The sequence below is a fragment of the Microbacterium sp. C23T genome (assembly GCF_053345975.1).
On sequence record NZ_JBKFBD010000013.1, the window covers coordinates 101,329 to 122,732 of the forward strand.

Here is a 21,404-nt window from a genome sequence, read left to right on the forward strand (position 1 = left end):
ACATGGATCTCTTGTCAGCCCTCGCCTCGACGCCGTCGCCGTCCGCTCCGGCGACGAACGGCGGATTCGATCTCTTCGGGATCATCCTGTGGCCGCTCAAGTGGGCGGTCGAGGCGGTGCTCGTCTTCTGGCACTGGCTCTTCACCGCGATCGGGCTTCCGCCGGCAGACGGCATCACGTGGGTGCTGGCGATCGTCGGCCTCGTGATCGTCGTGCGTTCGGCGATGATCCCCCTCTTCGTTCGGCAGATCAAGAGCCAGCGCAAGATGATGGAAATCGCTCCTGAACTGCGGAAAGTCCAGGAGAAGTACAAGGGCAAGAAGGACCAGCTCTCGCGCGAGGCCATGAGTCGCGAGACTATGGCGCTGTACAAGAAGCACGGCACCACCCCGGTCTCGAGCTGCCTGCCGCTGCTCGTGCAGATGCCCGTCTTCTTCGCGCTGTTCAGCGTGCTCAACGACGTCACCAAGCACTACGCCGCCGGCACCGGTGGTGTGGGCCTCCTCAGCGCCGAGCTCACGGCCGAGTTCTACAACGCGAAGCTGTTCGGCGTCGCGTCGCTGCACGAGACGCTCATCCAGGCATGGCAGGCGGGCAACACCCCGGCGATCATCATCCTGGTCACGCTCGTCGTTCTGATGATCGCTTCGCAGTTCTTCACGCAGCTGCAGATCATCTCGAAGAACCTCTCCCCCGAGGCGAAGACCGGCCAGGCCTACCAGATGCAGCGCATCATGCTGTACATCCTGCCGCTGGGCTTCATCTTCTCGGGTGTCTTCTTCCCGCTCGGTGTCGTCATCTACTGGTTCGTGTCGAACCTGTGGACCATGGGCCAGCAGTTCCTCGTCATCCGCGAGATGCCGACCCCCGGCTCCGACGCGGCCAAGGCGCGCGAAGAGCGTCTCGCGAAGAAGGGCAAGGCGATCGATGCCTCGGGCAAGGTCGTCCCGATGGAGAAGTACGTCGCCGAGCAGCAGCGCCTGTACGAAGAGGCCGAGCGCGCGAAGGCCTCGGCGCCGAAGCGTCAGCAGCCGGTGAGCAAGCAGCGCGCGAAGAAGCAGGGTCAGAAGCAGCCCGGATCCGGCCAGAAGCAGGGCGGCCAGGTCTCCGGTGGGACCGACCAGGGCAATCCCGGCTCCGGCTCCGCTTCCTGAAGCTCCCGACCGACGTCACACACGAGGATCACGCCATGACCACGTCCCCTGAGTACGCCCCTGCCGAAACGCGCGAAGAGCGGGTCCCCGCGACCGTCGCCCAGCTCGAGGAAGAAGGCGACGTCGCCGCCGACTTCATCGAGGGTCTTCTCGACATCGCCGACATCGACGGCGACCTCGATCTCGATGTGCGCGCGGGCCGCGCGTACGTATCGGTCGAAGCGCCGTCCGGCGGATCGGTCGACCTGATCGCGGCACCCGACACCGTTCAGGCGCTCCAGGAGCTGACGCGCATCGCGGTGCAGAACCGCACCGGTCGCTTCTCGCGCCTGATCCTCGACATCGGCGGCTCGCGTGACGCTCGCCAGAACGAGTTGACCGCTCTCGTCGACCGCGCGATCGCCCGGCTGGATGACGGTGCCTCGCAGGCGTCGTTGCCGGCGATGTCGAGCTATGAGCGCAAGGTCGTCCACGACATCGTCGCCGAGCGCGGCTTCGTGTCCGAGTCCTACGGCGAGGGTGCCGACCGCCACACGGTGATCCGTCGCGGCTGAGCCGCGCGTTTCACGTGAAACAGGCGTACTGAGCTTGTCGAAGAATCGATGATCGAGATCGAGCAGGAACCCCCGGCCGCCGCCGAGATCTTCGGCGACCGCATCGACGTCGCGCGGAAGTTCGCCGAAGCGCTCGGACAGCACGGTGAGGAGCGCGGGCTCATCGGGCCGCTCGAACCGCCGCGCCTCTGGTCGCGCCACATCCTGAACAGCGCGGTCATCGCTCCCCTGTTCTCCGGCCGAGTCGGTGACGTGGGGTCGGGCGCCGGGCTTCCGGGGCTCGTGCTCGCCATCGCGCGTCCGGACGTCGAGTGGGTCCTGATCGAGCCGATGGAGCGCCGGGTCGCGTGGCTGTCGGAGCAGGCAGAGTCTCTCCAACTCGACAACGTCGAGGTGCTGCGCGCACGGGCCGAGGATTGGAAGCGCGGTCCTTCGCTGGATGCCGTCACCGCCCGTGCCGTGAGCGCGCTGCGCACCCTGGTGCCGATCACCGCTCCCCTGGTCCGCGACGGCGGCGAGCTCATCCTCCTCAAGGGGACGAGCGCCACGAACGAGATCGAGGCGGCTGAGAAGCAGCTCCGCAAGTTCAAGGTGACGAACCCGCGCGTCGAGATCGTCGGCGAAGCCCTGCTTCCGGAGCCCTCGCGCGTGATCCGAGCGACGGTCCGCTGAGGGCGGCCGCCAGCAGCTCCGCTTTCGCGGCGTTCGGGGGCTAGCGCGTCGAGGCGCCCGGGACCTCGCGCCTGGACGCGGGTTTCTTCGGTCGATGAGCGATGAGCGATGCGTGCGCTGCGCTCGGCGCAAGGTCGCGGGTGCCTCCAACTCGATGCTTGTCCTGGCTGAGGTTGAGTGCATTCGTTGTCGGAGCTCGTCGGTCCGACGGCTGCTCAGTGGATCCGGCGCTCCGCAGATCGCCCGGCGGCGAGGTATCCTCGTGAGCTCGCGTTCCGTGGAACGCGTCGGCGTGGGCCCGACGCACCGGGCATGTTTCACGTGAGCTCGGAGTCTGCCATTCGCTGCCCCGTAGGATGCCGCTACTCGCAATTCGCCGGCGGCCTCGACGGCTGGCAGCACCGCGCGTCGAGCCCTCCCATCGCGGCGTCGGCGCTGGAACCGAGCGATGCCGCGGTCGAGCATCAGGCTGAACACTCACGATGGATGCACTGGGGCTGTGATGGTGACCACGACGCACCATCGGCTGCGTTGTGTGTCACTGCCTGTGACGGGTGCAGTGTCCCTTCGTTCGATCATCGTGCGCTGCGACATCCGCCCGGCGATGCCCGGACCGGAGTTCGACGCGCGAGGCTGCTGGCGTTGGAACCGAGCGATGCCGCGCTCGACCATCAGGCTGAACGCTCACGATGGATGCACCTGGGGTGGTGAAGGTGACCACGACGCACCACCGGCTGTGTCTTGTGCCGCTGCCGGCAAGGGGCGCAGTGTCCCTTCGTTCGATCATCGTGTGCTCCGACATCCGTCCCGCGGTGCCCAGAGCGGAGTTCGACGCGCGAGGCTGCTGGCGTTGGAACCGAGCGATGCCGCGCTCGAGCATCTGGCTGGACGTTCACCCGGATGCGCCTGATGGGATGTCTTCCGTCTCGGCTGTTGCCAACAGACACTGGCGGTCAGTGCTCTGGAATGTGCCCGGTCGTATGGCGAAGCGTCGGTCCGCGCCGTGACAGCAACCATCTGGCTTGGGTGTGTTGTCGTTTTAGTGCGCGTGCTGTGTGCTGGTGGTCGTACGCCCGTCACTTCTCGCCACTTCGCCACCCCGCGCTTGATCGCGGCATCAGCGCTCCTGACACGGTGGCGCGAGACGGCACGCGTCCCGCCGCCGCACAGACTCCGGCTCAGGCACATGTGGGCGGCACCTAAGTTGCTCGCTTGCGCGACTCCTGGGTCGGGGAGGCACCCAGTTCTGGAAAGGATGGCGCCGTCGCTGGGGTGTACGGCCACTGGACGCGCCTGCGGTCGCGGGCTCTCATTGCGAGGAGGCCTCGGGATCTGGTCGACCGCACCGCCGAGCCGGTGTCATCGATCACGTTTCACGTGAAACATTTGAGTACTCGGTGCATCTGCTATCAGCTGGCCGTCGCTGTCCGACGCAAAGCTCGCAGCAGCGTGCCGCTGCGCAGTGGCGTCTTGAGGGTTAGGCGAGCTGAGACTGCCCGGTCGCGCATTCCCATATGTCGTCATGCGCCCCAGCGCCGACGGCAGGTGCCCGGGGTCGCGGAAGTGAAATCGGCTTGGACGCTTCGGGTATCCCGGGATTCTCCTTCGACGAGTGTTCAGCATCCGGTCAACTGTGTCGTGAGCGATGTGGTCGATGACGTTTCACGTGAAACATGGGTGGCGCATCCGGATAGACCGCCGGTCGCTCGATGGGAACTGTTCGGCGCGAGTCAGGCGCCGGCACGGGGGTTGGGTCCGTGTCGGCTGTTAGGGCACCACGGTGTTCTTGGCTTGCCGAGCAGACGCGAGGAGGTGGAATGCCGCCGCCGCAGTTCGCGCCGTGATTCCCCGTGCGGAAGTGGCTGGCGGACCGTCGCGGGAGTTCACGCGCGGCGGACGCATCCGGCATCCCCGGCTCGGCTTGCGAGGAGCCTCCGGCATTCGGCCAGCCGTCGCACGCCGTGCCATGGACTACGTTTCACGTGAAACAAGCGGCGGTGAACAGAGATCGATGGTCGACGGCTCACCGCGGTGCGGGGCCGCATCGACCAGGACGCCGGCGCGGACATAACGCCCGCGCCCATCCGCCGACCCGGTTGTGTCCTGCGGAGTGAGTGGCGGTAGGGCGACGCAGCGTCGCGCGATGCGCGTGGTGACTGTTCTCGATGTAGAGAGTGGGTGGCATGCTGACTCTGAGCGTGCGCGGCCATCAGGGGCTCCCGTCGCGTCGGGCTTCCTTCCGCTGACGACTGCCGGCATCATGGGCCCACCCTCCGACTGAGTTTGAGGTATCGGGTCTACCGTGCTGCGCCGTTGTGTCGCCGACCACGTTTCACGTGAAACATGCGGCTCGCCGGGTCTATGAATGTCCGCTCTACGCGGCGTGCGTGGGGCCTGAGTAAGACGCTGCCGCGGGGTTGCATCCGTGTGGCTTCCCCGCGGCAGCGACTTTGCGCCTTCGGAGCAAAACGAGAAGCGCCTTCGCAGCGGCGCACGGATTGCCGCAGCTCCACGCGACAATCCACCTCAGTGCACCAATCGGTGGCGCGATGGGTCGGTGGCAGTGCGTGCACTTCCCCACCCCTCGCGGTCAGTGGACGCATCTTGCGGCTCAGGGCGGCGCGGCCCGCGCCGGGGCAGATTGCCGCGGCCCCGCGATCGTTTCACGTGAAACATTGACAGATTGGCGACTGGATCAGTGAACCCGCGTGTAGCAAGCCGTGGACCGACGAGACGATGCCTGTCCGGTCCGCAATCGGCGAATGCGTAGGCAGCAAATGAGTCACACCGTCAGTCTCGGGCTGCACGACCCGAAGTCGTAGTGGAGCATCAGCCGTGGAGGTCAGCCATGCGAAAGCCGGTGCGATCGCGCAGGTAGACCCGTCGCTCAACGGGCAAGCAGTCGGGTTCCCTCGTGTGGGCCAGAGAGCCGACGACCCACGGTTGCTCTGCCGGCGAGTCGCGACCCCCGACTCGGCGCGGTCGCTCTGTCACTACGGTCTCGGCGTGGACCGAACACGCACCCGCCTACATTCTGCGCGGCGAGACGGACCGATCCCCGCTGACGCTGACGAATGATCGCGCCGAGTTCCTTGGATTGGCGCGCTTCGCGGGACGTCCCGCCCACGCCGTCGCCGCACCGCGGCATGGATGCAGAGGTGGCCGCGCCGAACCGCTGCGGACGCCTTCAAGAACGGTGGCGGAGCGCGTGCGAACCTGCGTTGACGGTTGAGCAGGCGCATTGCGCTCACTGCCTTCGGCGAACTTCTGAAGACTTGACCTGATCGGACACAGCGGTGCGCTGGCCGACGAGCACTTGATACGCGCGACTCTCCGCCCCTCCCGGGGGCAAGAAGAGAGGCCCGCGTACCTCGCGCGCGGCTCTCATGTCTCACGTGACGACACCCACCACTTTGCAACGCAAGTCCCGCTCGAGCGCTCCGCCACTTGTCGCGTTCGTGCGGCGCGGGCGTCCAGTCACCGCACTATGAAACTGGCGTGCTTGCGGTCATCCTGGCCGCGGCGACGTGTCATCAATGGGCAGCTGAAGCCAGTCGGGGCGAGATTCTCCTTAAACCAGCGGAAGCAGTGGCCGCCGTTGTACCGGGCGGCCCGGTCGAAGGAGGCGACTCGCGGGGAGCCCACTAGCGGTGATGAGTGCCAGGACGCCCTGGCTGCGCAGCTGCGACCGGGAGATGGCTCGCGGTACCCTCCGTGCAGAGCGAACGGGAGCCTCTTCGTTCCACGCTGCCGAGGACCACGTCGACCGGGCGGGTCTCCAGGGCGGCCCCGCGTGACCACAGCCTGCGGCAGGTCCCATTGACCAGTTCGTCTCGCGTGGGCGCCCGATTCCCAACTGCCACGCCTCCGGAGTCGATCGAACTGCCGCGCCGAATCATTCGGCGTTGACGATGCCCGGCGTCCACAAGCCGCTGGACGGAGCGCGACCGGCGAAGTTCCGCACTGTCAACAGGCATGTACGGGGCGCCCTGCCATCGGCGAGGTTCGGGCGCTGCGCATGAGCGTCGAAGCATCGTTGTGCTCGCGCGAACCTTCATGCCTCACGACCGACGCGACTGTCGCCAGCGACGTGCGGCAGTTCGCGGCTGAACCGCGCGCTCCGTTTCACGTGAAACCGCACCGACGTGTGAGCGCCGTTGACCAGGCGACAATCATGCGAGGCGTAGCAGGCGGAGGCAGATCGTCGCACGGTAGCGTACCCGGAACCTGCATGATGCGGCGCCGTGGCAATCGTTCCGTCGCGAAGGACGGAGGGAGAGGTGATCGCCATCTTGCGCGTGGGCGCCGCTTGTCAGAGTGGCCCGTCGATCGCGATGAGAATGACGTTTGCCTTCCGACGCATAGTTTCACGTGAAACATACGCGGCCTTCCGGCTGGAACTCAGTCTCTCCAGGACTGCGACCGGTGAGCTGCTTGGATAGCCAGGCGCCTCTGGTCCCGTTGAGAGAGTGGGCACCGCACGGTGCCGGCTGGCGAGACCAGGCGGTTCCGCTCGCTCTATCCGTCCCGCGTTGCCCGTGAATGAAGGGCACGTCCAGATCAGTGCAGTGCTCCCCTGAGCGGAGGAGATCGGATCGCTTTGGGCGACCCGCAGCCACAGCCCCGCGCGCCGGCGCAATCATCGCGAGCAGGGATGGTGTCGTCAGCGCGTCGACCCGTCGCAGCTCAATGGCCCCGCGCCAAACTAATCCACTCCCTGAGCCACGCATGCCAAGCTCGGCCGGGACCTTGGAGTCGAGCGGGTGTGGCGAAGGGCGTCGACGTCAGCCGTCGATGCCCGATGAAGTCAGCGCGCTCAACGATGCAGCTTTGCGATCGAGGCGCACTGCCATGGGACTCTGGCTCAAAACTGCGGGTGGGGCTTCAAGCGTGACCGTCCGGAAGGAGGGTAGCCACGACGGGTGATGAGCGTCTGGAGTCGGGCCGCTCTCCGCGCCTCATCTCGGCTCGCTCATCGAATCGGTGCCATCGACGAGCCGGCGCGACTGATGGCTTGCATGTCTGGATGAGCGTCTCCTCGCCAAGAAGTGGTGCTCGCGACGTCGCCGTCGACTGAGAGAAAGTCGCGATTGGCGCAAGCTGGGCTCGCGACCAGGTCGTGACCCGGTCGCCAGCGTCTGAAGATCGTGACTGTTCCCCGCGTCGGTCCTTGCAGCGAAGGCTGGGCTGTGCGGCAACGCCGCAGAGAGTGTCACGTGAAATGCCGTGTGCACCGCCGAACCGACCATCAGGACTGGGAACGTCGCCGAAGCCGTCGCAAGGGCGGTTCGCCGCGTTCGCCGTGTCGTCGCGCCATCCCATCCAGGCGTCGGGGTTGATCGTGCGAAGCGCTCGGGGCGGGTTGGTTCCGACAAGAACAGCAAGAGGGCTTTACGGTGGCCCGCGATCTGTGCCGATCGGGGTTGCCGCCGGCCTATGCGTCCTGATGCCGAATTGAGCGACGACTCTCACATTCGCGCCCTTCTTTCACGTGAGCTCCCGCGTTCGACGTGACACGAACCCGGCGAGGCGCGCCACGCGTGCGTGCCCGCTCTCTTGGGTAATCCCGTGTTTCACGTGAAACGGCGCACCGAGGCGCCGCGCGTGCGTGCCCGCACTCGCACGCGAGCTCCCGCGTTTCACACGAAGTAGAGAGCACCGAACCGCCGAACATGCGCCCGCTTTCGCGGATAGCGCCCGCGTTTCACGTGAAACGGACCACACCGCCGCGCCGCGCTCGCGCCCCGCATTCAATGCCGTATGCGGCGCCCGGAGACTGGGCTTTGGCGCCCGAACTCGGACGTCTCAAGTGCGCATCCGGAGCGGGGTGGCGTGGGAGAACCAGCCCGTTGCCGCACCCGTCACACGTGAATTCTTGACTGATGAGCGGGCCGCGGCGCCCTTCGGGCGCGGGGTAAGACGCAGCCGGCTCCTTGACCCGCACTCGGTCAGATGAGGGATTTCTCAGTCGAATCCGAGCGGCGGGTTGGCGTGCCCGAACGGCTCGCGCGGGGTTGACTAGGGAGGGTGGATGATCCACGCGGAACGGTAAGGGACGAATGAATAAGTGGCTCCGACGGCTGGGGATGGGGGGAAGGCGGGATAGGGTGGAAGACGATGTTGAGCGGCTCGGGCACGGGGGAGAGTTTCACGTGAAACAACCCGACGAGAGCGAGGCTCAGGCATCCTTCTCGTCCGATGAGTCGCCGACCGTCTGGACACCGCAGTCTGCGGAGTCGCCGGACGCCTCCACGCCGGTTGCCGCCGACAGCGAGATCCACTCGCACAGTGAGAGCGCCGTGTCCCACGGAGCCGCCGTCTCCGAGGAAGCCGCCGTCCCGGAAGAAGCCGCCGTCCCGGAAGAAGACATCGTTCCCGTCGGAGACGCCGTTCCCGATGAGATCGCCAACTCCCGCCAGGCCGACGTGCCTGATGAGATCACCTCGCACGACGACGAGGTTGAGCGCGCAGACTCCGACGGCGATGTCGCATCGGCTGAGTACGCTGACTACGCACCCGAAGTCATCGCATCCCCCGAGGGCTCCACCGTCACGCAGGAAGAGGAATCCCCCATCGTGCAGCAGGACGGCGCCGCTCTCGCGCAGGAAGAAGACGACTCCCCCATCGCGCGGGAGCTCGCAGATCTCACCGCACGTCGCAAGGCGCTCGAAGAAGCCGACGTCCAACTCACCGGCCGCACGCGAGTCCTCACCGTCTCGAACCAGAAGGGCGGCGTCGGCAAGACGACGACCACGGTCAACCTGGCCGCCGCCATGGCCGAGCGCGGGGCGAAGGTGCTCGTGGTCGACCTCGACCCGCAGGGCAACGCTTCGACGGCGCTGGGCGTGCCGCACACCGCCGATACGCCGAGCGTGTACGACGTGCTCATCGACGAGTTCCCGCTCGCCGACATCATCCAGGTGAGCCCGGAGTCGCCCAACCTGCTCTGCGCGCCGAGCACCATCCACCTTGCGGGCGCCGAGATCGAGCTCGTGTCGCAGGTCGCACGCGAGCACCGACTGCGCGTCGCTGTCGACGACTATCTCGCGAACAACCCGGGCGAGCTCGACTTCATCCTCATCGACTGCCCGCCCTCGCTCGGACTCCTCACGATCAACGCCTTCACCGCGGCGAGCGAGCTCCTCATTCCGATCCAGTGCGAGTACTACGCACTCGAGGGCCTGAGCCAGCTGCTCGGTACGGTGCGGATGATCCAAAAGCACCTCAACCCCCGCCTGGAGCTGTCGACCATCATGCTGACGATGTACGACGGGCGCACGAGGCTCGCGCAGCAGGTTGCCGACGAGGTGCGCGCCCACTTCCCCACCGAAGTGCTCGACACGATCATCCCGCGTTCGGTGCGCGTCTCAGAGGCGCCGAGTTTCGGGCAGTCGGTTCTCGCTTACGATGGACAGTCGGCCGGCGCCATCGCGTATCGCGAGGCGGCTGTCGAGATGATCCGGCGCGACAGCGCCTCGAATGAAAGGGGCGCGTGATGGCAGCGAAGCGCACAGGACTCGGCCGCGGAATCGGCGCACTGATCCCGACCAGCGAGCAGGCCGACGAGCGTCCCGCAGATGTCTTCTTCCCCCGCGCCGTGGCCGTGGCCGAGGCGGAGCCGCCCGCGGAGATCGTCGAGTCCGACGGGCAGGAGGATCTCGTCGCGGTGCCCGGCGCCCGCCTGGCGCATATCGACCCGCACGACATCGTGCCCAACCCGCGTCAGCCGCGGACGAACTTCGACCCGGAGCACTTCGCGGAGCTCGTGCACAGCGTGCGCGAGTTCGGGGTGCTGCAGCCCGTGGTCGTCCGGCTCAACGAGAAGGGCGACTACGAGCTCATCATGGGTGAGCGTCGTACGCGCGCCGCCCGTGAGGCCGGACTCACTTCGATCCCCGCGATCGTGCGCGACACCGCCGACGAGCACCTGCTCCGCGACGCCCTGCTCGAGAACCTGCACCGCTCGGAGCTGAATCCCCTCGAAGAGGCGTCGGCATACCAGCAGCTGCTCGAGGACTTCGGCATCACGCAGGAAGAGCTCGCCACCCGCATCGGCCGCTCGCGTCCGCAGATCAGCAACACGATCCGCCTTCTCAAGCTCCCCGTGCCGGTGCAGCAGCGGGTCGCCGCAGGAGTGCTCACCGCCGGTCACGCACGCGCGATCCTGTCACTCGAAGACCCGACGGCCATGCAGCGTTTCGCCGACAAGATCGTCAACGAGGATCTCTCGGTCCGTGCGGCGGAGGCTGCGGCGAAGCTTCCGGATGCCTCCCCCACCCGTTCCGTCAAGCCGCAGGCCGGCTCTCGCCGCGCCCACCTGGATGAGGTCGCCGGACGACTGGGCGATCGGCTCAACACCCGCGTGAAGATCGCCCTGACGGCGCGAAAAGGCCAGATCAGCATCGACTTCGCGACGATTCAGGACCTCAACCGCATCCTCGCGCAGCTCGGTGAGACGGAGTACGGGGCCCTCGAGGCCTCATAAGCGTCCGAGCGCCCGGGCACGCCGGCGCAGCGCCTCAGCTTCAGCGGTGTTGCCCGGCAGCTCTGCCGCTGCGAGGAACGCCGCGGCTGCGGCATCCGTTCGTCCGAGTCGCTCCAGCAGCTCCGCGCGCACGGCGGGGAGCGGGCGGAATCCCGACAGCTCGGGCCCGAGCGCGTCCACCACGGCGAGAGCGGGCTCGGGGCCCCTCGCCATCGAGAGCGCCACGGCGCGGTTGAGTCGGACGACGGCCGACGGCGCGAGCGACTCCAGCGCGTCGTAGAGCCGGAGGATCTGCTCCCAGTCCGTCTCGCCGAACGACGGGGCGACCGCGTGGCACTGCGCGATGGCGGCCTGCAGGCCGTAGTAGCCCAGACCGCGGGACGGCGAGGCTGGGCCCACGCGGCCAGAGCCTCCGCGAGACGCGCCAGCGGCGCGTGGAGGGGCCGTGGGGACCGCTCGTCCCATCGCTTCCAGGCCGCGGGCGATCGCCGAACGATCCCATCGGCGGCGGTCCTGGTCTTCCAGGGTCACGGGAAGGCCGGCGGCGTCGATGCGCGCGGCGAAGCGCGATGACTGGAACTCCATGAGCGCGATGAGCGACCAGATCTCGGGCTCTCCCGGCTGCAGCGCAGCCAGTTGTCGACCCAGCCGCACCGCTTCACGCGCGACGTCGGGACGGATGAGTCCCTCCCCCTCGGCCGCCGAGTACCCCTCGGTGAAGAGGAGGTAGATCACCTGGAGCACGCTCGCCAGCCGCGCCGGGCGCTCCGCACGGTCGGGCACCTCGAACGGCACGCCCTCTGCGGTGAGAGTCCGCTTGGCGCGGACGATGCGCTGCTGCACGGTCGGCACGGTCATCAGCAGCGCACGCGCGATCTGCTCGGTCGTGAGACCGGCCACCGTGCGCAGCGTGAGGGCGAGACGGGCCTGCGCCGGAAGCACCGGGTGACAGGCGACGAAGACGAGACGCAGCACGTCGTCGTCGATGCGGTCGGGGTCGGCGTCGTCGGGCACCGAGTCCATCGCCTCGGCCACGAGAGCCTCTGAGACGAACAGGGGCTCGCGCTGCGACATCCGCTCGCGTCGTCGCCACCCGTCGATCGCGCGCCGCTTGGCGACCGACATGAGCCAGGCTCCTGGATTGTCAGGGATGCCGCTGCCCGGCCACGCGGCGAGGGCTTCGACGAGTGCCTCCTGAGCGAGATCCTCGGCCCATGCGAAGTCGCCGGTGTGCCTCGTCAGCGCCGAGACGATGCGAGCCGACTCGTCGCGCCACACGGCTTCGACCGCGCGGCGCGCATGGGCATCGTCGTCGGAGGTCATGCTGTCAGCGTAAGCGCGTGGCCCACGGTGTCGGGATCGACACGTACCCTGGATTGATGGCGAACGACGAGCAGACCCCGCGGCGACGTGCGAGCCTCGAGCTGCTCCGTGCCGAAGCCTCCGACGAGCTCTCGGTGCTGGTGCATGAGCGCCTCCGTGCCGGCGAGGACCCGTGGGAGTTCATGGACGATCTGCCGTCCGTCGACGAGCTCGTCGTCTATCTGCTCCGCGCCGAGAACATCGCCGCCGACGGCGGGGCGCGACCGAACGCCAGCCGCCACTACCGGGTGCTGAGGCAGATCGCCATCGACTATCCCCCGCTCACCCGTGCCGTGTGGGCGTTGCTGGGTGACGCGAACACGCACCGCCGGTGGGACCCGACGGTGCGTGCCGAAGCGAGCTGAAACCGACAGCTCACGAGTCACGAGTTGGCGGCACGCCACTCCTTCTCCTTGGCGACCCAGTCGTCGTTCTGGTCGAAATCGCTGAGCTCGTTGACGCGACGCACTTCCAGTGCGGTGCCGGGGCCCAGCGGGCACTTGCGCGCCCAGTGCTCGGCCTCCTCGCGGGAGGCGACCTCGAGGATCCAGTAGCCGGTGAAGACCTCGCGCGCTTCGGCGAACGGTCCGTCGGTGACCGCGGGTGGAACCGAGTCGAAGTCGACGCGGAAGCCCTCGGAGGCATCGGACAGCCCCTCGGCGCTCAGGAACACGCCGGCCTTCTGCAGCTCCTCGTTGTACGCGCCCATGGCGGCGTACGCCTCCGCCATGTCGAAGGTCTCGGGGTCGAACGCCGCAGCAGCCTCGGCACCGACCTGCATGATGAGCATGTAACGCATGGGAATCCCTTTCGTTGGGGCGATGATTGCCCGGTCGGGGCCGGTTCGGCCCCTTCACCATGTGCGTCGAACCAGCCTCGCGCAGATCGACATCGCGCACGAAGTTTCTCGTGAGAATCTCGGATGCCGGAAACAGCATATTGAGGAATCCCCGGTAGAACGACGAAAACCCCGCCGAAAGGTCGGCGGGGTCTTCGGGAAGAGTGAGGGAACTCAGCCGATGTAGGCCGCGAGGTCCTGCTCGAGCGCGAACTTCGGCTTGGCGCCGATGATGGTCGTCTCGACGGCGCCCTTGTTGAACACCTTCATCGCGGGGATGGAGGTGATCTGGTACTTCATCGCGAGGTCGGGGTTCTCGTCCACGTTGAGCTTGAGGATCGTGATCTTGTCGGGGTGCTCCGACTGGATCTGGTCGAGGACGGGCGAGACCATGCGACACGGGCCGCACCACTCCGCCCAGAAGTCCACGAGCACCGGACCCTCGGCCTGGAGCACGTCCTGCTCGAACGTGGCGGAAGTCGTCGCCTTGGCGGTCATCTGTGTTTCTCCTTCTCTGGGAAGTCTGTCCACGCTCATTCAACGCGAGAGGGGCGTGAAGTGTTCCCGGGCTTGTGCGGCGCCCGGTCGCGCGCTATGCGGCCTCGACCTTGGCGACAGGCTCGGCGCCGGGAAGGCCGTCGATCTCGGCGGCATCAGGGGCGGGCGCGCCGGCCTCGCCGAGCGCGGCGAGGAAGTGCTCGACGTCGAGGGCGGCGACCGTGCCGCTGCCCGCGGCGGTGACCGCCTGACGGTAGGTCGGGTCGATCACGTCACCGGCGGCGAACACACCGGGGACCGACGTGCGCGACGAACGGCCGTCGACCCACACGGTGCCCTCGGCGGTGAGATCGAGCTTGTCGTGCACGAGGTGCGTGCGCGGGTCGTTGCCGATCGCGACGAACACGCCGTCCAGAGCGAGATCACGACGCGAGCCGTCGACGGTGTCCTCGAGCACCACGCCGGTGACCGCGTCGTCGCCGAGGATGTCGACGACCTCGCTGTTCCAGACGAACTCGATCTTCTCGTTCTTGAACGCGCGTTCCTGCATGATCTTCGAGGCGCGGAGCTCATCGCGACGGTGGATGATGTACACCTTCGACGCGAACTTGGTGAGGAACGTGGCCTCCTCCATCGCGGAGTCGCCGCCGCCGACGACGGCGATGACGCGCTCACGGAAGAAGAAGCCGTCGCACGTCGCGCAGTACGACACGCCACGGCCTGAGAGGCGGGCTTCGCCCTCGATGCCGATCTTGCGGGGAGCGGAACCGGTGGCGAACACCAGCGCGTCGGCCTCGTGCGAGGCGCCGCTGCCGAGGGTGACCTTCTTGACCGGGCCGTCGATGTCGAGTGAGATGACGTCGTCGTACAGCACCTCGGCGCCGAAGCGCTCGGCCTGCTCCTGCATCTTCGCCATGAGGTCGGGACCCATGATCGCCTCGGGGAACCCGGGGAAGTTCTCGACCTCGGTGGTGTTCATCAGCTCGCCGCCGGCCTCGACCGAGCTCGCCACGACGAGCGGGCTCAGGTTGGCCCGTGCGGCGTAGATGGCCGCCGTGTAACCCGCGGGACCCGAACCGATGATGATGACCTGACGCACGTGCGCACCTTTCCTCGTGGAGCCTCGCGGAACGTCTCATGACACACGCGATGGCTCCGGATGCCTCAACACATGGTAACCGCGTGGCATTCCGTGACCCGTCCCCCGCGCCCCCGGCGGGACACGACACATGGGCGGGCGATCTCAGCGTCGGCCGGGCAGGAAGCGGCGCACGAGGCCGGTGGCGACCGTGAGCTCGGGCGCGCGGAAGAGCGCGAGGAAAGCGATGTAGACCAGCATGGACGCAATACCGATGATCGCCGAGCCGACCGCGCCCAGCAGAGCGCTGGATGTCGTCCAGCCGTCGGCTCCGCCCAGAAGCACGAACACACCCCACCCTGCGGCGGCGGCCGGGACCGCGGCGAGTACGAAGCGACCGAGCGAGAGCAGCCAGGACGCGGTGCCGAGGCTGCCCAGCCGTCGCTGGAGCAACCACGTGGCGATCACGACCTGAACGATGCTCGCGAAGGACTGCCCGAGGGCCACAACGGCAGCGAGGTACTCGAGGCCGATGACATCGGCTTCGACGAGACCCCACGCGCCGTAGGCGGTCGCGACGACGATCGCGCACTGCACCACGGTGAAGTAGAACGGCGTGCGTGTGTCGTCGTATGCGTAGAACGTGCGCTGGATGACGAACAGCACGGCCAGCGGGATCAGCGCGACGAGGAACGCCAGCAGCACCCAGGCCGCCTGGACCGCTTCGCTCGCCGTGTTGGTGAAGATGCGCGACGCCGGAACGGCGGCGGCGGCGAGGGCGAAGGTGGAGAAGACCACGAACACGCCGAGCGTGCGGATGCTGCGGCCGATATCGCCGCGCACCTCTTCGTGGCGCCCTGCGTGCGCGTGTTCGCTGAGCTGCGTGAAGTAGGGGGTGCCGATCGAGAGGACGATGATCGAGTACGGGAGCATGAACAGGAGCCAGGCGTAACCCATGGCGGCCGCGGCCGGTCCATCGCCGGAAGCCTCCGAGACGACCCGGCCCTGCAGCAGGCCCGCGATCTGGCCGGCCGCGACCATGAGGAACGTCCAGCCCGCGAGCCGGCCGATCTGCCCGAGGCCGACGCCCCGCCAGGCGAAATCAGGGCGCACGTGCAGTCCCGTGCGCCGCCAGAAGAAGAACAGGATGCCGGCTTGGACGACGATGCCGAGGGTGGCGGTGCCGGCGAGGAGGGCGATCATCTCCGGTGTCCAGTCCACGACCTGCGTCAGCGGACCGCCGAACAGGACGAGGAACAGGCCGAAGCCTGCGATCGAGACGATGTTGTTGACGATCGGCGCCCACGTGAACGGGCCGTAGATGCGGCGCGCGTTCAACGCCTCGCCGACGAGTGCGTACAGGCCGTAGAAGAGGATCTGCGGCAGGCACCAGTACGCGAATGTCGTGGCGAGGGCGAGCTGGTCAGGCGTGTAGCCGGGGGCGTACAGCTGCACGAGCCAGGGTGCGATCAAGGTGGCAAGCACCGTTGTCACCAGCAGCACGACGGTGCCGAGCGTGAACACCTTCGAGATGAAGGCGCGCCCGCCGTCCTCGTGCGATGCCGCCTTCACGATCTGCGGCACCACGACGGCGGTGAGCAGGCCGGTCGAGATCAGCGTGTAGATGTTGTTCGGAAGCTGATTCGCTGTGGCGAACGCGTCGCCCGCGGGGCTCTGGACCGACCCCACGACCGCCACGAGCACGACGGAGCGGAGGAATCCGGTGAGGCGCGACACGATCGTGCCGGCACCGATGAGTGCGCTCGCGCGCCCGATCCCGCTCACCGCTCGTCCTCGTCGGTCATGGACGACACCTGTTCCGCCTCGCTCGCGTCCTTCGCTTCGGCCGTCGCCTCATCCTCCGCAGCACCGGAGGCGGTAGCATCCGTTCCCTTCCGCTTCCGGCGCATGCGCAGCACGGTGCGCGCGATGCCGAAGAGGAGAAGGATGCCGACGACCACGGCGAGGGCGGCGATGCCGACGGCCTCCCAGTCGGCGTAGACGTTGATCTCGACGGATTCGGGCTCGCCGATGGCCACGAAGGCGGGGCTGCGCAGCTGCAGGGTCAGGGTGACGTCGCCGCGGCCCACGCGCGCCTGCACCGGCACCTCGACGCGGGTGTTGCTCTGCGGCGTCGCGACGATCGGCGTCTCGCCCTGCACGTCGAGCCGGAGGTTGTCACGGGTCGTGTACAGGACGAGGTTGACCGGGTACGGGAGGTCGTTGCGCACCCAGAAACGGAGGGCGGCGCTCGACCCGTAGAGGTCGCTCGGGCTGGTGGGAAGGAGTGCGACCGAGTCCAGGGTGCCGGCCGTCGCGGCGCGGTGGTCGGCGAGCTCCGTCGGCCAGGTGGGGTCGCCGATCCACGCGACGCCGAGCAGCTGCAGGATGTCGGCGCGCTCGGGTCCGGTCAGCATCGACGGCTGGTCGAGGATCGTGGCGAACCGGGCGAGCTCACTTTCGTCCGCGACGAGGGCGGATGCCGCGGCCGCGCGCTCGGGCGAAGTCTCGACGCCGGTCAGCTCGACGTCGAACGCCTCCCCCGCCGCGACCGTCGCGATGGTGCGGGGCGTCACGTCGGGGGCGGAGAACGCCGCGGAGATCGCGGCGCCGAGCTCGACGCGCGAACGACCGTCGCCGCGGCCGACGGTCACGAGGAGGGGGCCGTTCGTCTCGGCCGCAGCGAAGGCGAGGTAGGCGGTGGCCGTGGTCAGCGGGGCGCCGCGCAGCCACGACTCCTCCTGCTGGGATGCGTCGTCGAGCGCGGTGGAGATGTCGCTGTCGTAGACGAGCACCTCGCCGGCGCCGACACGGCCGTGTGCCGAGACGGTCCGGCCGTCGGAGCCGGCGTCCGTCGTCGACGACGGGATGAGCGTGACGGGCGCGGTGCCGTCGTCGGTCGCGATGTCGGCGAGGCGGGAGACGATCTGCTCGTCCACCGTGCCGTCGGCGGGCCAGTACACGCCCTGGCGGGTGGCGGGGCCGACGACCAGCAGCTCGTCGGTGCTCGGAAGGGCGCTGTCGGGCTGCGAGGTGGGTGCGGTGGTCGGCGCATCCGACGGCGCCGGGGTGGGCGTCGGCGTCGGAGTCGGCGTCGCGAAGTTCGAGGACGACATGTACGCGCTGAACGAGGTGGGCTGCAGCGGCCGCGGAAGGCCCGCCTGCAGCTGCGCGGTGACGTCGGCGTCGCCGAACTGCAGGGCGAAGCGCGAGTTCTGGATGGCCTCGAGGCGCGAGAGCCACTCGAGCGCGGACTCCGGGGCCGAGGTGCCGAGCACCCGGATCGACGCGGGCACGGCGGGGTCGACCGCGAGGATGGCGGCGGTGCCGGTGACCCCGTCGAGCTGGTTCGTGAGCTCGCCGTCCGGCGCGGTGAGCTCGGCGAGCTGCTCCGCGGTGAGGAGGCCCTCGCTGAGAGGACCTGCGGTGATCGGCACGACCACGCCGATGCCGACGTCGGTGGCCTCCGTGGGCGGCACGATCATCACGCTCGTCGACGTGACGGTGCCCTCCGTGCCGGGGTACGACGCGGCGAGCGGGTAGACGCCCGAGGCCAGGCCGGCGAGGGCGGGGTCGTCGGCCGCGACCGTGATGCCGCGGACCTGGAAGCCGCCGGGTTCGACGGCGGCGATCGAGTCGGTGCCGATCGGCTCCAGCGCGAGCTCGGGTGAGCTGCCGTCGAGCCAGTCGCCCAGGTCGTCACGGCCGGCGAGCGGCGTGCGCCCGAGAGAGAGGGTGACGCTCGCGGGCGCGAGCTCCGCATCCGTCCCGTTCTGCAGCGAGACCGACACGCTCAACGCATCGCCGGGGTTCACGATCCCGTTCGCAACGGGAGACAGGGTGAACACGGTGGTGCCCGCGGGGACGGCGGAGGTCGCGCTCGGCGAGGGACTCGGTGTCGGGTCCGCCGCGATCGCGGGTGCCGGCAGCAGAAGACCGGCGAGCACGACTCCGACCGCCATGGCGGCGGTCACGAGGCGCGGTGCGCGGCGCGGGGCACGCCGCGGGGCTCGCGGTGAAGTCACGATCATCCTGTCGGGGGGTTCGCTCCTGTGCGATGTCCTGACCGCACGATCCAGGAGATTCTACGGTCCGCGCCTCCGAGCCCGCCGGAGGGCGGGCGGCGCGGTTGAATGGAGCCGTGCTCCCCGAACCGGATACCGACCTGTGCCGTGACCTCGCCGCCGACCTGCGCAGTGCGGGGTTCTCCGCCGAAGCCCTGCGCGACGCGTGGGGCGCCGCGGCCGACGATGCGATCGCTCGCGGCCTCCGGTCGCCGGCGTCGCGGGCCCTCGGCGACCGCGGCGACGCCCTCGCCGTGCTGGGCAGACTCCTCGTGCTCGGGATGCCGCAGGCCGAGGCATCCGTCGATCACGCACTCATGCGCGCCGGTGCGGAGGGACTCGCGCGACTGGGTCTCGCCGAGGTGGACGACGGCGAGGTGCGCCCGCTCGCGGTGGTGCGGCCGCAGTCGTACGCCGACGCGTCCCGACCCGGCCAAGATGAGAGGACAGCGCAGTGGTGGATCGCGAGCGACCTCGACGAGGCGGCGCTCGGCGGGCCGCTGCCCGAGGATCACGTGCTCGGCGTCGGCGGCGCGTCGCTGACGCTCGCCGGACTGCAGCTGCCGACTCCCGCGGAACGCGCGCTCGACATCGGGGCGGGCTGTGGCATCCAGGCGCTGCGCGCCCGCGCGCACGTCGGTCACGTGGTGGCGACCGACATCTCGCCGCGCGCCCTGTCGTTCACGCGGCTGAACGCCCTCCTCAACGGGATCGACGGCATCGAGGTGCGGCTCGGCAGCCTCTTCGAGCCGGTCGCCGGAGAGCAGTACGACCGTGTCGTGTCGAACCCGCCGTTCGTGATCACGCCGCGGGTCGCCGACGTCCCCGCCTACGAGTACCGCGACGGCGGGATGGTGGGCGACGACGTGGTGGCCGCGTTCGTGACGGGTGTCGGCGCCCACCTGGCGCCCGGCGGGGTCGCGCAGCTGCTCGGCAACTGGGAGACACGGGACGGCGTGCCCGGCCTCGAGCGCGTGCGCGGATGGGTCGAGTCGTCGCCGGTGCCGATGGACGCCTGGGTCGTCGAGCGCGAGAGCCTCGACCCGCTGTCGTACGCCGAGCTGTGGGTGCGCGACGGCGGCACGCTGCCCGGCACGCCCGGCTTCGCGAGACTCGTCGACGCGTGGCTCGACGACTTCGCGGCCCGCGCGGTGACGGAGGTGGGTTTCGGATACCTGCTGCTGCGCCGTCCGGCTGACGGGACGCCCACGCTCGCCCGGTACGAGACGCTCCACACGGCCCTCGCGGGCGACGGGCTCGGGGCGCATCTCGCGGCCGCGCTCGACGCCCACGACCGCTTGAGCGATCTCGACGACGCGGGGCTCGCGGCATCCGTCCTCGTCGTCGCCCCTGACGTCACCGAGGCGCGTCATCACCTGCCCGGAGCCGAGGATCCGACCGTCATCGAGCTGCGCCAGGGCGGTGGGTTCGGTCGCGCCCTCGGCGTGGACCCGGGGCTGGCAGCGCTCGTCGGCGCGTGCGACGGCGACCTTCCGGTCGGGATCCTCATCGATGCGATCGCCGATCTGCTCGAGGTCGACGCCGGGGCTCTCCGTGCGGACCTGCTGCCCCGCGCACGTGAACTGGCATTCACCGGATTCCTCCGCTTCGCGGACTGATGCCCCGAAGCGAATATAGATGCTGTTGACGACAGTATCTTGACAGCGCCGCCCGAGCAGGGCCATCATCCGTCTCGGGTGCTGGTGTGGGCGCCCGCGCTGCTTCGGGCGGCGCATTCGGGAGCGGTCTGAAGCCCTGGGGAGGGCTGCGGTGACGAAGTCGCGGGGACCCTTGCGCGCTGAGCGCGCAGCCTCGATGGCCCGCGCGCGCTCCGCTGCGGTCGCCGCCACCGTCTCACTCTCGATGGCGATCACCCCGCTCATGGTCCCTCCCGCGGCCGTCGCCGACGAGTTCGCACTCCGCTCTGCCGCGCCCGTCGGCTCCTCCTCCGTGATCCCTGACCTCACGCCTGCCGACGTCGCTGGGGTGCTTCCGACGGCCTTGGCGCTCTGGGGCGAGACCGGCCTCGCGGGTGCTGTCATCCGCATCGGCGACGTCAGCGGCGATCGGCTCGCGGTCACGTCGGGACGCACGATCACGATCGACACGGATGCTGCGGGCCGCGGCTGGTTCGTCGACAGCACCCCGTCCACCTCGAGCGAGTTCACGCAGCGCTCCGGCGACGTCGCACGAGCCTCGGGCTCCAGTCCGGCGGCGGGACGCTTCGACCTGCAGACGGTGCTCGCGCACGAGATCGGGCACCTGCTCGGCCGCGCCGACCTGGGCCGCGCCGACGCGATCATGCACAAGAGCCTCCGGCCCGGCGAACGGCACCTCACGCGCGGCGTCGATGCCGGTGCCCGGGTCAGCGTGCTCCGTGCGCTGGCCGCCGGTGCGGAGCTGCCGCTGACCGCGGCGACCGACGCCGTGACCGGCGACCCCGCCGCGACCGACCCGGGCTCGACCGAACCGGCTCCCGCTCCGGCGGAAGCGCCGGCCGCGGAACCGGCGGCACCGGCACCCGCGGACCCGGCGCCGGCAGCAGAACCCACGACGGAACCGGCCACGGTCTCCGAACCGGCGCCGAGCAACCCCGACGCCGAACCGGCCGCCGTCGCGACCGCGGCCGCGCCGGCCGAGGCGCCCGCCGCAGTGGAGACGGCCGCCGTCGCTCCCGGACCCTGGGCCGTGTCGATCTC

At 69.0% G+C, this 21,404-nt stretch carries 14 protein-coding genes; 8 read left to right on the forward strand and 6 right to left on the reverse strand.

Going from position 1 to position 21,404, the window contains the following annotated elements; genetic code table 11:
* Positions 1-2: 2 nt before the first annotated feature.
* The 5 genes from yidC (at position 3) to ACLBXX_RS09360 (ending at position 10,865) form a co-directional block, all read left to right on the forward strand.
* Positions 3-1,154, forward strand: a complete 1,152-nt coding sequence (gene yidC, locus ACLBXX_RS09340) for a membrane protein insertase YidC (protein WP_447657797.1) — start codon at positions 3-5, stop codon at positions 1,152-1,154.
* 35 nt (positions 1,155-1,189) lie between these two features.
* A complete protein-coding gene (locus ACLBXX_RS09345) occupies positions 1,190-1,708 on the forward strand; it encodes a Jag family protein (RefSeq protein WP_447657798.1) in 519 nt (172 codons plus the stop codon).
* 48 nt (positions 1,709-1,756) lie between these two features.
* Positions 1,757-2,380: a 16S rRNA (guanine(527)-N(7))-methyltransferase RsmG gene (gene rsmG, locus ACLBXX_RS09350; RefSeq protein ID WP_447657799.1), complete on the forward strand. Its 624-nt coding sequence runs from the start codon at positions 1,757-1,759 to the stop codon at positions 2,378-2,380.
* Between the two features lie 6,572 nt (positions 2,381-8,952).
* Positions 8,953-9,876, forward strand: coding sequence for a ParA family protein (locus ACLBXX_RS09355; protein WP_447657810.1), 924 nt, complete (start codon positions 8,953-8,955; stop codon positions 9,874-9,876).
* On the forward strand, positions 9,876-10,865 hold the full coding sequence (locus ACLBXX_RS09360; protein ID WP_447657800.1) for a ParB/RepB/Spo0J family partition protein: 990 nt from the start codon (positions 9,876-9,878) through the stop codon (positions 10,863-10,865). Before ACLBXX_RS09355 ends, ACLBXX_RS09360 begins: the two co-directional genes overlap by 1 nt.
* Here ACLBXX_RS09360 and ACLBXX_RS09365 read toward each other — a convergent pair.
* Positions 10,860-12,188 carry an RNA polymerase sigma factor gene (locus ACLBXX_RS09365; RefSeq protein WP_447657801.1) on the reverse strand — a complete coding sequence of 443 codons (1,329 nt, stop codon included), beginning with the start codon at positions 12,186-12,188 and terminating at the stop codon, positions 10,860-10,862. The genes ACLBXX_RS09360 and ACLBXX_RS09365 overlap by 6 nt on opposite strands.
* A 56-nt stretch (positions 12,189-12,244) precedes the next feature.
* Between ACLBXX_RS09365 and ACLBXX_RS09370 the strand changes: the two genes are divergently transcribed.
* A complete protein-coding gene (locus ACLBXX_RS09370; protein WP_447657802.1) occupies positions 12,245-12,592 on the forward strand; it encodes a tryptophan synthase subunit alpha in 348 nt (115 codons plus the stop codon).
* Positions 12,593-12,609: 17 nt separating this feature from the next.
* On the opposite strand, the gene ACLBXX_RS09375 is transcribed toward ACLBXX_RS09370, so the two are convergent.
* From ACLBXX_RS09375 to ACLBXX_RS09395, 5 genes are all read right to left on the reverse strand, one after another.
* Positions 12,610-13,026: a YciI family protein gene (locus ACLBXX_RS09375; RefSeq protein WP_387142479.1), complete on the reverse strand. Its 417-nt coding sequence runs from the start codon at positions 13,024-13,026 to the stop codon at positions 12,610-12,612.
* 213 nt (positions 13,027-13,239) lie between these two features.
* Positions 13,240-13,563, reverse strand: coding sequence for a thioredoxin (gene trxA, locus ACLBXX_RS09380; RefSeq protein WP_045301944.1), 324 nt, complete (start codon positions 13,561-13,563; stop codon positions 13,240-13,242).
* Between the two features lie 94 nt (positions 13,564-13,657).
* Positions 13,658-14,662: a thioredoxin-disulfide reductase gene (gene trxB / locus ACLBXX_RS09385; protein ID WP_447657803.1), complete on the reverse strand. Its 1,005-nt coding sequence runs from the start codon at positions 14,660-14,662 to the stop codon at positions 13,658-13,660.
* 144 nt (positions 14,663-14,806) lie between these two features.
* Positions 14,807-16,426, reverse strand: a complete 1,620-nt coding sequence (gene murJ, locus ACLBXX_RS09390) for a murein biosynthesis integral membrane protein MurJ (protein WP_447657804.1) — start codon at positions 16,424-16,426, stop codon at positions 14,807-14,809.
* On the reverse strand, positions 16,423-18,666 hold the full coding sequence (locus ACLBXX_RS09395) for a DUF6049 family protein (protein WP_447657805.1): 2,244 nt from the start codon (positions 18,664-18,666) through the stop codon (positions 16,423-16,425). Before ACLBXX_RS09395 ends, murJ begins: the two co-directional genes overlap by 4 nt.
* A 116-nt stretch (positions 18,667-18,782) precedes the next feature.
* Here ACLBXX_RS09395 and ACLBXX_RS09400 point away from each other — a divergent pair, with 116 nt between their 5' ends.
* Together ACLBXX_RS09400 and ACLBXX_RS09405 are read left to right on the forward strand one after the other, a co-directional pair.
* Positions 18,783-20,324: a DUF7059 domain-containing protein gene (locus ACLBXX_RS09400; protein ID WP_447657806.1), complete on the forward strand. Its 1,542-nt coding sequence runs from the start codon at positions 18,783-18,785 to the stop codon at positions 20,322-20,324.
* Between the two features lie 151 nt (positions 20,325-20,475).
* Positions 20,476-21,404 (forward strand): hypothetical protein (locus ACLBXX_RS09405; RefSeq protein WP_447657807.1); only part of this gene is annotated, 929 nt, incomplete at its 3' end.

What these genes read in the sequence shown, in the direction of transcription:
- rsmG (WP_447657799.1), top strand. Translation starts at nt 1,757, where the DNA reads ATGATCGAGATCGAGCAGGAACCCCCGGCCGCCGCCGAGATCTTCGGC.
- ACLBXX_RS09365 (WP_447657801.1), bottom strand. Translation starts at nt 12,188, where the DNA reads ATGACCTCCGACGACGATGCCCATGCGCGCCGCGCGGTCGAAGCCGTG.
- yidC (WP_447657797.1), top strand. Translation starts at nt 3, where the DNA reads ATGGATCTCTTGTCAGCCCTCGCCTCGACGCCGTCGCCGTCCGCTCCG.
- ACLBXX_RS09375 (WP_387142479.1), bottom strand. Translation starts at nt 13,026, where the DNA reads ATGCGTTACATGCTCATCATGCAGGTCGGTGCCGAGGCTGCTGCGGCG.
- ACLBXX_RS09360 (WP_447657800.1), top strand. Translation starts at nt 9,876, where the DNA reads ATGGCAGCGAAGCGCACAGGACTCGGCCGCGGAATCGGCGCACTGATC.
- ACLBXX_RS09370 (WP_447657802.1), top strand. Translation starts at nt 12,245, where the DNA reads ATGGCGAACGACGAGCAGACCCCGCGGCGACGTGCGAGCCTCGAGCTG.
- ACLBXX_RS09345 (WP_447657798.1), top strand. Translation starts at nt 1,190, where the DNA reads ATGACCACGTCCCCTGAGTACGCCCCTGCCGAAACGCGCGAAGAGCGG.
- trxA (WP_045301944.1), bottom strand. Translation starts at nt 13,563, where the DNA reads ATGACCGCCAAGGCGACGACTTCCGCCACGTTCGAGCAGGACGTGCTC.